The sequence below is a fragment of the Bifidobacterium sp. LH_424 genome, assembly GCF_056356895.1.
Genome location: NZ_JBKEVC010000009.1, coordinates 1 through 13,725 on the forward strand (window position 1 = coordinate 1; position 13,725 = coordinate 13,725).

At 65.6% G+C, this 13,725-nt stretch carries 10 protein-coding genes; 2 read left to right on the forward strand and 8 right to left on the reverse strand.

What is annotated here, in order from left to right:
* Positions 1 to 141: 141 nt before the first annotated feature.
* From AC1AYP_RS07865 to AC1AYP_RS07875, 3 genes are all read right to left on the reverse strand, one after another.
* The gene (locus AC1AYP_RS07865) at positions 142 to 2,361 is read right to left on the reverse strand and encodes a M13 family metallopeptidase (RefSeq protein WP_476502798.1); all 2,220 of its coding nucleotides are present in this window, start codon (positions 2,359 to 2,361) and stop codon (positions 142 to 144) included.
* 145 nt (positions 2,362 to 2,506) lie between these two features.
* Positions 2,507 to 2,863, reverse strand: a complete 357-nt coding sequence (locus tag AC1AYP_RS07870; protein ID WP_476502797.1) for a hypothetical protein — start codon at positions 2,861 to 2,863, stop codon at positions 2,507 to 2,509.
* Positions 2,864 to 2,996: 133 nt separating this feature from the next.
* Positions 2,997 to 3,737, reverse strand: a complete 741-nt coding sequence (locus tag AC1AYP_RS07875; RefSeq protein WP_476502796.1) for a 3'-5' exonuclease — start codon at positions 3,735 to 3,737, stop codon at positions 2,997 to 2,999.
* 693 nt (positions 3,738 to 4,430) lie between these two features.
* Here AC1AYP_RS07875 and AC1AYP_RS07880 point away from each other — a divergent pair.
* Positions 4,431 to 6,803, forward strand: coding sequence for a GTP-binding protein (locus AC1AYP_RS07880; RefSeq protein ID WP_476502795.1), 2,373 nt, complete (start codon positions 4,431 to 4,433; stop codon positions 6,801 to 6,803).
* 43 nt (positions 6,804 to 6,846) lie between these two features.
* Here the strand turns inward: AC1AYP_RS07880 and AC1AYP_RS07885 are convergent, their stop codons facing one another.
* Positions 6,847 to 7,509: an alpha/beta hydrolase gene (locus AC1AYP_RS07885; RefSeq protein ID WP_476502794.1), complete on the reverse strand. Its 663-nt coding sequence runs from the start codon at positions 7,507 to 7,509 to the stop codon at positions 6,847 to 6,849.
* A 221-nt stretch (positions 7,510 to 7,730) separates the two neighbouring features.
* On the opposite strand from AC1AYP_RS07885, the gene AC1AYP_RS07890 reads away from it, so the two are divergent.
* Positions 7,731 to 8,960, forward strand: coding sequence for a trans-sulfuration enzyme family protein (locus tag AC1AYP_RS07890; RefSeq protein WP_476502793.1), 1,230 nt, complete (start codon positions 7,731 to 7,733; stop codon positions 8,958 to 8,960).
* Positions 8,961 to 9,008: 48 nt separating this feature from the next.
* On the opposite strand, the gene AC1AYP_RS07895 is transcribed toward AC1AYP_RS07890, so the two are convergent.
* The 4 genes from AC1AYP_RS07895 to AC1AYP_RS07910 all read right to left on the reverse strand — a co-directional run bounded on the left by AC1AYP_RS07895 (position 9,009) and on the right by AC1AYP_RS07910 (position 13,604).
* Positions 9,009 to 10,295, reverse strand: coding sequence for a MalY/PatB family protein (locus AC1AYP_RS07895; protein ID WP_476502792.1), 1,287 nt, complete (start codon positions 10,293 to 10,295; stop codon positions 9,009 to 9,011).
* A 134-nt stretch (positions 10,296 to 10,429) separates the two neighbouring features.
* Positions 10,430 to 11,362, reverse strand: coding sequence for a LysR family transcriptional regulator (locus AC1AYP_RS07900; protein ID WP_476502791.1), 933 nt, complete (start codon positions 11,360 to 11,362; stop codon positions 10,430 to 10,432).
* Between the two features lie 63 nt (positions 11,363 to 11,425).
* Entirely contained in the window at positions 11,426 to 12,589 is a 1,164-nt protein-coding gene (locus tag AC1AYP_RS07905; RefSeq protein WP_476547413.1) for an ATP-binding protein, read from the reverse strand.
* A gap of 124 nt (positions 12,590 to 12,713) precedes the next feature.
* Positions 12,714 to 13,604: an alpha/beta hydrolase fold domain-containing protein gene (locus AC1AYP_RS07910; RefSeq protein ID WP_476502802.1), complete on the reverse strand. Its 891-nt coding sequence runs from the start codon at positions 13,602 to 13,604 to the stop codon at positions 12,714 to 12,716.
* Positions 13,605 to 13,725: the final 121 nt, after the last annotated feature.

Below are 13,725 nucleotides of genomic sequence, written 5' to 3' on the forward strand. Positions count from 1 at the left end.
GAACACCAAACGACGCCAGAAACGACTCGGGGGACACACCCCGGAGGAATTCCGGAACATGTCCCCCACAGCCTGATCAGGTACCCTTAATAAACCACGTCCAGCAATCGGGGCGCAGTTCAGTCAGAGGGAGCCTAGGAATTACCAGATGCGCACGCGCTCTTCCGGTGCGAGATACATCTCGTCGCCCGGCTTCACGTCGAAGGCCTTGTAGAACAGGTCCACGTTCCTCACGATGCCGTTGGTGCGGCACTCGGCGGGGGAGTGGGGGTCGATCTGGAGGTACTGTTCGGCGAGTTCGTCGCGGTTCTTGGTGCGCCAGATCGAGGCGTAGCTCAGGAAGAAGCGCTGCAGGCCGGTGAAGCCGTCGAGCTCCGGCGCAGTGTCGAGCGACGCCGAGATCGCCGCGGCGGAACCATCCTCGGGGCGGCCGGCGGCCTTGTCCAGCGCGAACGCATACGCCTTCAACGCGATGTTCACGCCGCCCAGATCGCCGATGTTCTCGCCGATCGTCAGCGCGCCGTTCACATGCGGGGCCTTATCCGGCTCGTCCGCGTACTTCTCGGCGAGCTGCTTCGGCACGAACGCGTTGTACTGCTCGATGAGCGCCTTCGTGCGCTGCTCGAAGTTCGCCTTGTCCTCCGCGGTCCACCAGTCGTTGAGCTTGCCGTCGCCGTCGTACTGCGCGCCCTGATCGTCGAATCCATGACCGATCTCATGGCCGATCACCGCGCCGATGCCGCCGTAGTTGGCCGCATCCTCCGCATCCGGGTCGAAGAACGGGGGTTGCAGGATCGCCGCCGGGAACACGATCACGTTCATCGTCGGCTCGTAGTAGGCGTTCACCGTCTGCGGGTTCATCAGCCACTCGTCCTTGTCGACCGGCTTGCCGGCCTTGCCCAGCTCGTAGCCCATCACGTACAGGGCCACGGCCTTCATGTTGTCGGCGAACACCGCATCTTCGTGCACGTCCAGCGCCGCATAGTCGCGCCAGTGGTTCGTGTAGCCGATCTTCGGCGTGAACTTGGAGAGCTTCTCCAACGCCTTCGCCTTGGTCTCCTCGCCCAGCCAATCCGAATTCCTAATCGACACGCGGTACGCGTCGATCAGGTTCGCGACCAGCTGCTCCATGCGGCGCTTCGAGCTTTCCGGGAAGTGGCGCTTCACATACTCGCGTCCCACGTCCTCGCCGCAGACGCCGTTGACCATGCTCACGCCGCGCTTCCAACGCGCGCGCTGCTGCTTCTGGCCGGACAACACCTTGCCGAAGAAGTCGAAGTTCGTCCTGTCGAACTCATGCGACAGGTAGGAGGCCGCGCCGACAATCATGTGGACGCGCGCCCACAGCTTGAGGTCCTCCAGGTCGGCGGCCTCCCAGAACGCGTCGAGTCCCGTCAGGAAGCTCGGCTCGTGCACGATCACGCGGCCGAAGATCGCGCGGAAGTCGAGCGGCTGCACGCTCGCCGCGGGCTTGGCGTCGTAGCCGGCCTGGCAGGCGTCGATCCACGCACCGATGTCGAAGTGCTTGAGCATCGCGGCCAGATCGGAGAAGTCGGTGGGATTGTAGGTCTTCACCGAGTCGCGCGTCGCCACGTTGTCCCAATGGTTCGCGGCGATGCGGGTCTCCACGTCGAGGAAGCGGCGGGCCATGTCGAGGGCGGCCTTGCTTGGCGTCGGAATCGGCGTTTCGTCGGTGTCGACGGCATCCTCGTCGGAGACGTCGCCGTGCGTCGGAATCTCGTCGTCGACGTTCGGATTGTCCTCGGCGGCCGGCGCGTAACCGGCGTTCACGAGCTGGGTGGCGACCATGCGCACATACGCCTCGCGCACCGGCGCGTAATGGTCCTCACGGTAGTACGCCTCATCCGGCAGCAGCAGACCGGCCTGCTCGATGTGCAGGATGTTGTGGTCCGGGTCGCCCGGATCGCCGTAGACGGCGACACCGAGGATGTCCGAGCCGCCCTCGGCATTGAGCTCGCCGAGCGCGCGCGTCATCCCGGCCTTGCTCGTCACGGCGTCGATGATGTCGAGCGCCGGGCGGATCGGCGCGATGCCGGCCGCCTCGATTGCCTCGGTATCGAGGAACGAACGGTACAGGGCGCGCGACTTCGCGGCCGGCGCAGGGGATGCCGCATCGCCGTTCGCGTCCTCGTCCTCGTCTTCGAGGATGTCGCGGATCTGGTTCTCCGCATCCTCGGCGAGCTTGTCGAACGAGCCGTAGCGGGAACGGTCGTCGGGCAGACGGTACGTGTCGATCCACGGACCGTTCACGTAACGGAACAGATCGTCGGAAGGCTTGACGACGCCGGAGAACGACGCCGGATCGATGCCGGACTTGCCGGCCACAGATGTTTCACTCATGCTCACCACAGTAGTCGTTCCTCCCGCCGGGGCTTCGGCGGGGTCTTGAGGCGGGAATTCAAGGCGGGGGCTCTCCCTCCGGCGCTGCGCGCCACCTCCCTCGTCAGAGGGAGGCAAGAGCGCGCGGGCCGGAGGCCGGCGGATGTCAGGCCTTGCCGAGCGGCTTGACGACGTCGGCTTGTCCGAGACGCGCAGAGGCGGCCTCAACGATCTCGTTCACGTTCTTCTTGTTCCTGCCGTGGTCGGCGAAACCGAAATCGAGCTTCGACGTGACCGTGACCCACGTGCGGCCGTCCTGGCCCTGCGTCACCTGCGCGACCGCCTTCTCACCCCACGAGGCGAGGCTGATGCCCTTGACGAAGGTGACCGTCCACGAACCCGGATCGACCGTGCCCGGCTTGAAGCCCTTCAACGACTGGCTCAACTGGGCGAACGCGTCGAACACCTCCTTCGGCTGCTGCGTGAACGCCACCGTGATCGACTTACCTGCTCCCCATCCCATGAGACACGCTCCTTCGTCTTTGTCGTTGCCGCACCGACTTCGTGCGTACCTTCACTATCCCATGGGACTACGTACCGGCGGGGATGCAGGCCGGTACGGAAGGTGAACAGCAGATGAAGCCTTGGGACGCCTGTTACAGGAGGACGATCTGGCGGTTGAGGATCGCGTCGTTGTTCTTCGTCGGCACCGTCTTCCAATCGATGTCACCGAAATCGCCATGGCCCGCGTGACGGTCCACGTACTTGCGCATCCACTCGAAGCACTGCTGCGTCTGAATCGCGTCGCTCAACGCGCGATGCTCCTCGTTCTCGGCGATGTCGAAGCGCTGGATCAGATCAAGCAGACGGTGATGACGCTCGCGCGCGAACAGCGCGCGGCTGATCTGCATCGTATCGAAATCCACGCAGGAGAACGGGCTGTCCAGCACCTTGCGGGCGTTCCAGTCGAGGAAGCTCAGATCGAAGCGGATGTTGTGGCCGATCAGCGGCTCCGCCACGGCGACGCCGGACGCGTTGCCGGATGCGGTGTTCTCCGAGCTGTCATCCGCGCCCTGCGCGAGCCAGGCGACGAACTCGGGCAGTACATGGTCGATCGGGTCGAGGCCGGCGACCATGTCGTCGGTGATGCCGGTGAGCTTCACCACCGCCGCCGGAATCGGGCGCAACGGGTTCACCAGACGCTGGAAACGGTCCACGATGCGACGGTCGCGCACACGCACCGCGCCGATCTCCGTGATCGCGCAGCTGTTCGGGTAGAAACCGGTCGTCTCCAAGTCGAGCGCCACGTAATCGGACGGGAAGCCCGCCACACGGGAGGAGGCGACGGTTTCGAGATCGGACTGCTGGTCGGAAACGGTGGTGCCGGAAACGGTCACGGCTGCTCCTTACTCACAAGGTCGTATTCATCAAGTCGTATGCACTGGGCAGGCCGTTCACGTCATCACGCACGCCTGCACAGTCGTGGGCCATCCATCAACTAACGGCCCGTCATGCGCACTCTATGGTAGACGAGCCACCGGGACACGGAACATCCGCACCGGTTCGCGTCGGTGCCGCGTGTCGCGGAGGTCGTCGCCGCCGGCTTATGCGGCTTATGCGGCTTATGCGTCGAATGTGCACGGTTCAAGACATAACCTGTATGGTTCTGGCCGCAACGTGCATGATTTCGGGGGCTTTGTGCAGGTCGTCGGGACGAATGTGTGGGGTGCGGCGCTGAAGAACGCCGTATTGGTGGGGAATTCGTCCATGCAAAAGCCTGGAATTCCGCCAGTCTGGATTTCGTCTGCCGATGCGCGGGCACCGCTCTTCAGCACCACACCATGCAGGTTGCCTCCATCGGTCTACACGTTCGCCACGGAATCATGCACGTTCGTGCCGAAACCATGCAGGTTGGCCCCTCGACCATGCACATTCGCCTCTGAACCATACACATTATCCAGCGCTATCCGGGCCGTATGGCCTCGACGGCAGGCACCGTGATGCGATGGCTCCTATAGTTGGAATGTCGCACCGCCGTCACCGGCGGCATGCGACGCGCAAACGGAGACGGCCAAGGCGAAAGGCGGGCAATGAAACGGATTGTGGCGGGAATCGTGGCGCATGTGGACGCCGGCAAGACCACACTCTCCGAAGCGCTGCTCTACCGCACCGGCGAGATCCGCAAACTCGGCCGCGTCGACCACGGCGACGCCTTCCTCGACACCGACAGTCTCGAAAAAGCGCGCGGCATCACCATCTCCGCGCATCAGGCGCTCGTCGACTACGGCGACCTGCAACTCACCCTGCTCGACACCCCCGGCCACGTCGACTTCGCCGCCGAAACCGAACGCGTGCTGCGCGCACTCGACTACGCGATTCTCGTCGTCTCCGGCACCGACGGCGTACAAGGCCACACCGAAACCCTCTGGCGGCTCCTCGCCCGCTACCACGTGCCCACGTTCATCTTCGTCAACAAATGCGACGCCGCCGGATTCGACCGCGACACGGCGCTTGCCGATCTGCGCCGCCGGCTCGGCGACGGCGTGTACCCGCTGCCGTTGCCCGGGGCGGATGGCGGCGACTCCGCCGGCGACGGCGATTCCGGCGGTGTTCCGGATGGTGTCCCCGCTGGCGTTCCCGACACCACCCCCATCGACCTCGGCGACGTCGCCGAGGACATCGCCACGCTCGACGAGTCCGCGATGGACGAATACCTCGAGACCGGCACACTGACCGTCGGCACGTTGCGCGGCATGATCGCGCGGCGCGAGCTGTTCCCCGTGAGCTTCGGCTCCGCGTTGAAGCTCGACGGCGTGAAGGAGCTCCTCGACTCGCTCGACGCGTACACGCGCGAGACCGCGTGGCCGGACGCGTTCGGCGCGCGCGTGTTCAAGATCTCGCATGATGACAAGCACAACCGGCTCACCTGGCTGCGCGTGACCGGCGGCACGCTCAAGGCCAAGTCGATGGTCGCGCTCGGCGATGGCGACGGTGATGGTGACCATGGCGGCGCGGCCGATTCCACTCCCGAGAAGATCGACCAGGTGCGCGTCTACAACGGCGCGCGCTTCGAGATTGCCACCGAACTGCCGGCCGGCGCGGTGTGCGCGGTCACCGGTCTCGAACGCACGTTTCCCGGTGCCGGGCTCGGCGCGGAACCGGCGGCGGGCAGCCCCGAGATGCAGCCGGTCCTCACCTACACGGTCCTGCCGCCGGACGCCGCCGGCGACGGCAAAACGGCTGGTGCCACTGGTACCGTCGGTGCGGCCGCCGCGGACGAGGAGAGGGACGCCAAGGACGTCGCCAATCCCGCCGCCGCGACCTCGCGTTTCGACGACCTCACCCTGCACAAGGTGATCGCCGCGCTACGCGAACTCGAGGACGAGGACCCGCTGCTCCACGTCGTGTGGGTGGAGCGCCTGCAGGAGCTCCACGTGCAGCTGATGGGCGCCGTGCAGCTCGAGATCATCCAGCAGACCCTGCACGACCGGTTCGGTCTCGACGTGGCGTTCGGCCCCGGTTCAATCCTCTACCGCGAGACCATCACCAAGCCCATCGAAGGCGTCGGCCATTTCGAACCGCTGCGCCATTACGCGGAGGCGCACATCCTGCTCGAACCGGGCGAGCCGGGCAGCGGCATCACGGTGGCGTCCGCGTTGAGCGTCAACGAGCTCGACCGCAACTGGCAGCGGCTCATCCTCACGCATCTGACCGAACGCGAGCACTTGGGCGTGCTCACCGGCTCGCCGCTTGCGGACGTGAAGATGACTCTCGTCGCCGCCCGTGCGCACCTGAAGCACACGGAGGGCGGCGACTTCCGGCAGGCCACCTACCGTGCGATCCGGCAGGGGCTGATGGAGGCGCGCGCCGGCGTGACCGGCCGTCCGGTCATCGGCGAGGATACGGCGCGGCCCGCATACGAGCCGCCGGAGGAGGACGAAACGGACGGCGGCGAGAACGGCAAGACCCGCGGCGATTCCGGTGCGAAGACGAACGAGGCGACGGCCGGCGACCGCGACGTCGTCGCCATGGTGAAGTCCGTCGCCGCCGACCCGGGCAACTGCGTGCTGCTGGAACCGTGGTACCGGTTCCGTCTCGAAGTGCCGTCCGACATGATCGGGCGCGCGATGGCCGACATCCAGCGCATGTCCGGCACGTTCGAGGCGCCCGCGGATGACGGCGACTATGCGGTCGTCGAAGGCGAGGCGCCAGTGAGCGAGATGCGCGACTACGCGATGGACGTGAACGCGTACACGCATGGCCGCGGGAGGTTCTCCGCGACGTTCGGCGGCTACAAGCCGTGCCATGACGCGGCGCGCGTGATCGAGGAGACCGCGTACGATCCGGAATCCAACTTGGAGAACACGCCCGATTCGGTGTTCTGCGCGCACGGCGCCGGCTACCCGGTCAAATGGTACAAGGTGCCGGAATTCGCCCACGTCGACTATGCGACTTCCCTGTAGACCCCTTTAGACCCCTTTCAGGATTCCTTGTCAGGCTCCCGCACTACCAGATCTGCGGCCGCACGAACCCGTGCCGCTCGAGGAACCGCTGCACGTCGCGCAGCTCGTCCATGTTGATGGAATGTGCCATGCCCGGGTACACGTGCTCGTCGAGCGTGCCGTGCGTGCGCCAGAACGCGCTCATCGCCGCCACATCCGACTTGGGGAAGATGTCGTCGATCGCGCCATGGCCGTAGAAGACCGGCGGCTTCGCATCCGCACCCGCGCCCGCGAGCGTCGCGTCGCCGGGCAGGTCGCCGGGGGCGAGCCAGCCGGAGAAGCTGACGGCCGCCGCATAGCGCGCCGGGTCGAAGCGGAGCATGTGCGCGGCGAGCAGGCCGCCCTGCGAGAAGCCCATCGTGACGACCGTGCGGTCGGCGGGGATGTTCTCGTGCACCCAGTCGTCGATCGCCTGCGCCGCCTCCTTTGCCTGACGGGTCAGGGATTCGCCTTCCGGCACGCCCTCGTGCGCCCAGTCGCCGAACCAGGTGCCGCCCATGCCGTAGGGGATTGGGGCCCTCAGGCTTGCGTAGTCGGCGGAACCCGCGCCGCAGTAGCGCAGCAGGTCGGGCAGATCGTATTCGTTGGACCCCCATCCGTGCAGCAGCACGAACACGGGGGAGTCGGAGGAACCGTTCAGACGCGTCAAAGCCTTCGTGATCTTCATGCCTCCCAGTGTAGGCCGGGATGCCAGCGCGATAACAACCGCGATAACACCCCATAAGGAAGGCGTATAGCAACGCCGTATGTTTTCCGGACGACGTTGGTTATGCTCGGTACCAGCCGCATGGGGAACGGCCTCATGCCGATGCCGGTCGCGATACGCGCAAGCGATACGCGACACGGCGATACGCAACACGCAACACGCAACACGATAGGGGGTGCGCAATGACCAGGTTCAACACTCAGCTCGTCCACGGACTGCCGCTCGGAGACAACTCCACCGGAGCCGTGAACCCGCCGATCTACAACTCCACGACATATGCCTTTGAGAAGGTCGAGTCCATGCCCCGCTATGATTACGCGCGCAGCGGCAACCCGACCCGCGAGTTCCTGGAGAACCAGATCGCGCAGCTCGAGCACGGCACGCGCGGTTTCGCGTTCGCGTCCGGCCTGGCCGCCATCCACGCCGTGCTGAGCGTGTTCAAGCCGGGCGACCGCATCGTCGTCGGCAAGAACATCTACGGCGGCACCTATTCGATGTTCCACGAGTACTTCGCCGACCGTGGCCTCGAGTTCGTCACGGCCGACACGCATGACTACAAGGCGCTGGAGAAGGCGATCGCCGGCGACGTCGCGGAGGGCCGCGAAGCCGCGAAGGCCGTCTACTTCGAAGTGCTCACCAACCCGCTGCTCGACGTGAACGACGTGCGCGGCATCGCGAACATCGCGCACCGCTACGGCACGAAGGTGATCGTCGACAACACGTTCGTCACCCCGTACCTGCAGCGTCCGCTCGATCTGGGCGCCGACGTGGTCCTCCACTCCGCCACCAAGTATCTCGCCGGCCATTCCGATGTGAACGCGGGCCTCGTGGTCACGCTCGGCGAGAAGATCGGCCAGCAGATCTACTTCGCGCAGAACCGTTTCGGCGGCGTGCTCGCGCCGGCCGAATGCGACGCGGTGCGTCGCGGCATCCAGACGCTCGCCCTGCGCATGGACCGTCAGCAGGCGAACGCGAAGGCCATCGCCCAGTACCTGCTCGCGCATCCGCTCGTGAAGACCGTCCACTACCCGGGGCTTCCCGGCAACGAGGCGGAGCTCGCCGCCAAGGGCCTCAAGGGTGCGGGCGGCGTCCTGAGCTTCGAGGTCGTGCCGGGCGTCGATCCGGCCGACGTGCTCGACAACCTGCACATCTTCCGTCTGGCCGTCTCGCTCGGCGCGGTCGAAAGCCTCGCGGAGCTTCCGTGTCGCATGACGCATTTCGAACTGCCGCGTGAGGAGCGTCTCAAGGTCGGCATCACCGACGAGCTGGTGCGCCTGTCCGTCGGCATCGAGGATGCGGCCGACCTGATTGAGGATCTCGGCCAGGCGTTCGACATCGCCTACGACCGTTACATCAAGCGTCACGCCGGCGCCGACGTCTTCAGCGAACTCACCGCCGGCGTGCTCGCGTAAGGCTCGCGTAAAACCTGTCTAAGGCCTGCGTAAGACCCGCCTGATTCCTCAGATTAGCCCATCCTCCTCAAGCGCGGCCGCCATGCGGTCGAACGCCTCGACGAGCAGCGGGCGCGGCATCGCGACGTTGAACCGCACGCAGCCGCGCCCGGCCTTGCCGCATTCGCGCCCGTCGGTGAGCGCCACGTGCGCGCGCTCCAGGAAATACCCCGCCGGGTCGTCGAGCCCGAGCGGCGTGAAGTCGAGCCACGCGATGTACGTGCCCTGCGGCCGCGCATACCGCACCGCCGAGAGACGCCCGCGCATCGCGGCATCGACCACGTCGAAATTGCCCTTCAGATAATCGAGCACGCCGTCCAGCCACGCCGAGCCGCCGTCGTAGGCGGCGACCGCCGCGAACGCGCCAATCGTGGCCGTCTGATGCTCGGACATCTCCGCGTCGCGGAGCCACATCTCCATATCCGCCGGATTCGTGAGGATCACCTGCGCGCATTTCGTGCCGGCGATGTTGAACGCCTTCGAAGCGCTCGTCGCCGTGAACGCCTGCATCGCCGTGCGTTCGTCGATCGACGCGAACGGCACGTGCCGCGCGCCATCGTAGACGAACGGCGCATGGATCTCGTCGGAGAAGATACGCACGTCGTACCGCTCGGCGAGCGCGGACAGCCGCAGCATCTCGTCGCGCGTCAGCACCTTGCCGATTGGATTATGCGGGTTGCACAGCACGAATGCGTGGCAGCCGCCCGCGAACGCGCGTTCGATCGCGTCGAAGTCGAACAGCCATCCCGCGCCGCTGCCGTCGCCGCCGTCCTCGCCGTCGCGCAGCATCGGAATCTCGATCACGTCGACGCCGCACAGTCCCGGCACGCTCAGGAACGGCATGTACGCGGGCGTCGGCACAACGATCGAGCTGCCCTCGCCGACGATCTCGTTCAGGAAGACCTCGTACGCCTCCATCACGTCCGGCACGGTGCGGATGACCGCCGGGTCGACGGTCCAGTCGTAACGCAGCTGCCATGCGGCGCACGCGCGCGCCACCTCGCGCTTCAACGGGTCCGACAGGTAGCCGGTCGCGCCGCGCGTCGCCGCGTCGGCGATCGCGCGTGCGACGCACGGCGCGAGACCGAAGTCCATTTCCGCGATGAACGCGCCAATCGCGCCCGGGAACCGCGTCCACTTGTCCGAGCCGATGCGCACGAGGTCGTCCGCCGTGAGCGCATCGATCGCCGCCGCGTCGAACGCCGGCGTGGCGGCGCCGCACGTGCGTGCGCGCGCGCCGCAGCCGGCGGTTTCGGTGATGATGGTCTCGTCGATGATGGTGCCAGTCATGCTCATGGCGTCCATTGTCCGCGCGACGGCATCGCCGCTCAACGCCGCGGCACCACGAAATCGTGATGGCGTCCGTCCATTTGCTTATCGCGACGGACGCGGCGAGGCGGCGGCCATGCCGCGCCGCCGTCGCCGCGACGTCACTGCGCGGTCAGATACGTGACCGCCGTACGCTGCATCTCGCGCACCAACGCGTCCACCGCCGGACGATGGTCGCCGGCGCGCGTCACCACGCCCACCTCGCGCGTCGCGTAATCGTCGGCGATCGGGCAGGCGACCAGGTCCTCGCCCAGATTGATGTGCGTGTCCAGTTCGGGCACGAGCGAGACGCCCATGCCCACTTCGACCAGATTCTGCGTCGCCCAGTAGTCGTCCGTCGCGTGGACGACGTCCGGCGTGAAGCCGGCGCGCGAGGCGAGTTTGACGAGATTCGCGCGGCAGGTCGGGCAACCGGCGATCCATGACTCGTCCTTCGCGGCCGCCAGCGAGACCGGCTTGTGGTCCTCCTCGTAGCGGCGCGCCACGTCGCTCGACCGGCGCACGAGCAGACGCAGCGGATCCGAGCCGAGCGAATGGAACGTGAGATCGTCGCCCAACGGGAGGAACGACGGGATGGAACTGTAGCGGAACACGGCCGCCGCGTCCGCCTTGCCGCGCGACACCTGCACGATCGCCTCCGGCGGCTCCATCTGCGTGAGACTCAGCTTCACGTCGGTGAACATGCCCAGCTTGACCACCGTGCGCGCCGCGATCGTCGAACAGATCGACGGCGGGGCGATCAGCGACAGGTGCGAGTAGCGGCGCTCGCGGTAGTCCTCGAGTTCGCGCGAGGCGTGTTCGAGCCGTTCCGCGATCGACTCGCCGTGACGGGCGAGCATCGCGCCCGTGGCCGTCAGCCGCACGCCGTGCGACGTGCGCTCCACCAGCGTCGTGCCGCACTGCGTCTCCAGCTTCTTGACCTGCTGGCTGATCGCCGGCTGCGACCAGCCGAGCGCCTTCGCCGTGGCCGAGAACGAACCGTAGCGTTCGATCTGCCACAGGGTGACCAGCGACTGCGGGTTCAGTTCCGTCATAAGCGACTCGATTCGTTGAGGGTGGGTGGATGATGCGGTGCGTGGAATGGGTGATGCCGTCGGCTAGTTTTCGTTCGTCAGATAGGTGCGTGCGGAAATGAACGAGGCGTGCTTCCCTCGGAAATCCACATCTCCACGATAGACCACGGAACGCTGTTCCGGCGGGATGCCGAGTCCGTCTCCCACGGGCGTGAGGTTCTTGCAGAAATCGTCGCGAGCCGTCTGTCCGGATTTGATTTCGATGAGCCGCGGATGCAGGGCGTCGGTCATGTCCATGAGGTCGATCTCCACGCCGTTGGCGTCGCGGTAGAAGAACAGGCGAGGCTCCTTGTCCGCGTTGAAGTACCGTTTGATGGTCTCCCCGATGATGAGGTTCTCGAACACTTCGCCGCGCTGTGGATGATGGATGAGCGTCTCCGCGCTGTCGATGCCGAGCAGGTAATTCAGCAGTCCGGTGTCGTGGAAGTAGAGTTTCGGCGTCTTGATCAGACGTTTGCGCGCGTTCGACGCGTATGGTGCTAGCAGGAAAACGATGTAGCTGGATGTGAGAATGGATAGCCACGCCTTCGCGGTTTTACTGCTGACACCGGCTTCCGCCCCCAGTTTGCTGAAATTGACGAGCTGACCGGCGCTCTGCGCGCACAGGCGCAGAAACGTACGGAACGATTGCAGGTTGCGTACGTCGAGGATATCCGCCACGTCGCGCTGTATGTAGGTGGTGATGTAGCTGCGGTAATACACGGATTCGGGGATGTCCACCTCGTACAGGTGAGGGTATCCGCCGCGGAACATGAACGCGTCGACGGTAAGCGAGGGGTTGTCCTGAGTGGCTTCGGCATAGCTCAACGGCAGCAGCTGCATGATGCCGACCCTGCCGGCCAGTGATTCGTCCACATGCTTGAGCATGAGAAAATTCTGGGAACCGGACAGGAGATATTGGCCCATGTCATGTCGTTCATCGGATGCGGCCTGAATCTCCGAGAACAGGTCGGGAGCGTATTGCGCTTTGTCGATGAACAGATGCGAGGGGCGGGATCGGATGAATCCCACCGGATCCTCCTGTGCGCCTGTCCGGATGTTCCTGGTCTCCAGATTGAGATAGTCGTAATCGGGGAACGCATGGCGGAGCAGCGTGGATTTGCCGCTTTGCCTTGGGCCCATGACCGATACCACGGGGAACCATGTCGCCATCTGGCGGGCGCGTGCCGTAAGCGTGCGTGGGATCATCGCTGATGCCTTTCCTGCAGGTTCGTCGATCGCCGAGAATGGATATGTAGATTCGGAAGTAGGACTTATGATAATCGGGAAGTGGGACTTATGATAATCAGGAAGTGGGATTGCTGATGATTCATCAGTGGAAAGCATGCGGATTCATCAGTGGGCCGATGAAGGCGAAGATCTCGTCCAGCACGGCGCGGCTCCAGAAGTCGTTCTCGTGTTCGGCGCCGTCGACGAGGACGAGCCGCGCATCGTAGCCGTGGGTGACGAGGCGGTCGCGCATCTTCACCGACTGACGGTAGGGGACGACGGTGTCGCCCGTGCCGTGCAGCAGCAGCGTCGGCGGGTAATCGCGGCCGTCCTCCACCTGCAGGAACGGACTCATCGCGGCGGCGCGCTCACGCACCTCGTCGGTGATGCCGGTGGCGGGCGTCGCGCCCACGACGGCGGCGAACGGGCCGAAATAGTAGAGGCGGAACGGGTCGTCCTCGTGGCCGAACGCTTCGACTGCCTCCGTCAGGTCCGTGGGCGGGAAGCAGCTGACCACGAAATCCACGGCGTCGCTTTCGTCCGGCCAGGTGCCGTCCTCATAGCGCGGATCGTTCGCGGTCATGCCGACCAGCAGCGCCGTGTTGCCGCCCGACGACGTGCCCCAGATGCCGAGTCGGTCCGGGTCGACGTGCCATTGCGCGGCATTCGCGCGCAGATAGCGGATCGCCGATTTCACGTCCTCGAGATATGCGGGGAACACGTGCTCCGGATTGCGCGAGGCGTTGCGATGGTTCACCGTGGCGACCACGTAGCCTTCACGCGCGAGCTCGGCGAGCTGCGGCAGCTCGTAGTCGCGGTCCGGCGTGGTCCACGCGCTGCCCTGCACGAACACGACGGCGGGGTAGCGGCGGTCGTCACCCTCGCCGAACGTCTGCGGCGCGATGATGTCCATGACGAGATCGTCCGATCCGGTCTTGTATGCGACATTGCGTGTGACGCGAGCGAGTCCCAGCCGTTGCGGGTTCGCGGGAATGTGGACGGTGGGTGCGGTTTGCGCGGTGGGTTGCGACGGGAGAGAAGCGGTTTGCGATGATACGTTTTGCGATGATGCGGTCGGCATAGGATGCGCAGCTTTCGGTCGGAGTGGGTTGGGT

Bases quoted from the DNA above. Each gene is read 5' to 3' on its own strand.
- AC1AYP_RS07895 (WP_476502792.1), bottom strand. From the start codon at position 10,295: ATGAGCATGACTGGCACCATCATCGACGAGACCATCATCACCGAAACC.
- AC1AYP_RS07870 (WP_476502797.1), bottom strand. From the start codon at position 2,863: ATGGGATGGGGAGCAGGTAAGTCGATCACGGTGGCGTTCACGCAGCAG.
- AC1AYP_RS07865 (WP_476502798.1), bottom strand. From the start codon at position 2,361: ATGAGTGAAACATCTGTGGCCGGCAAGTCCGGCATCGATCCGGCGTCG.
- AC1AYP_RS07900 (WP_476502791.1), bottom strand. From the start codon at position 11,362: ATGACGGAACTGAACCCGCAGTCGCTGGTCACCCTGTGGCAGATCGAA.
- AC1AYP_RS07885 (WP_476502794.1), bottom strand. From the start codon at position 7,509: ATGAAGATCACGAAGGCTTTGACGCGTCTGAACGGTTCCTCCGACTCC.
- AC1AYP_RS07880 (WP_476502795.1), top strand. From the start codon at position 4,431: ATGAAACGGATTGTGGCGGGAATCGTGGCGCATGTGGACGCCGGCAAG.
- AC1AYP_RS07890 (WP_476502793.1), top strand. From the start codon at position 7,731: ATGACCAGGTTCAACACTCAGCTCGTCCACGGACTGCCGCTCGGAGAC.
- AC1AYP_RS07905 (WP_476547413.1), bottom strand. From the start codon at position 12,589: ATGATCCCACGCACGCTTACGGCACGCGCCCGCCAGATGGCGACATGG.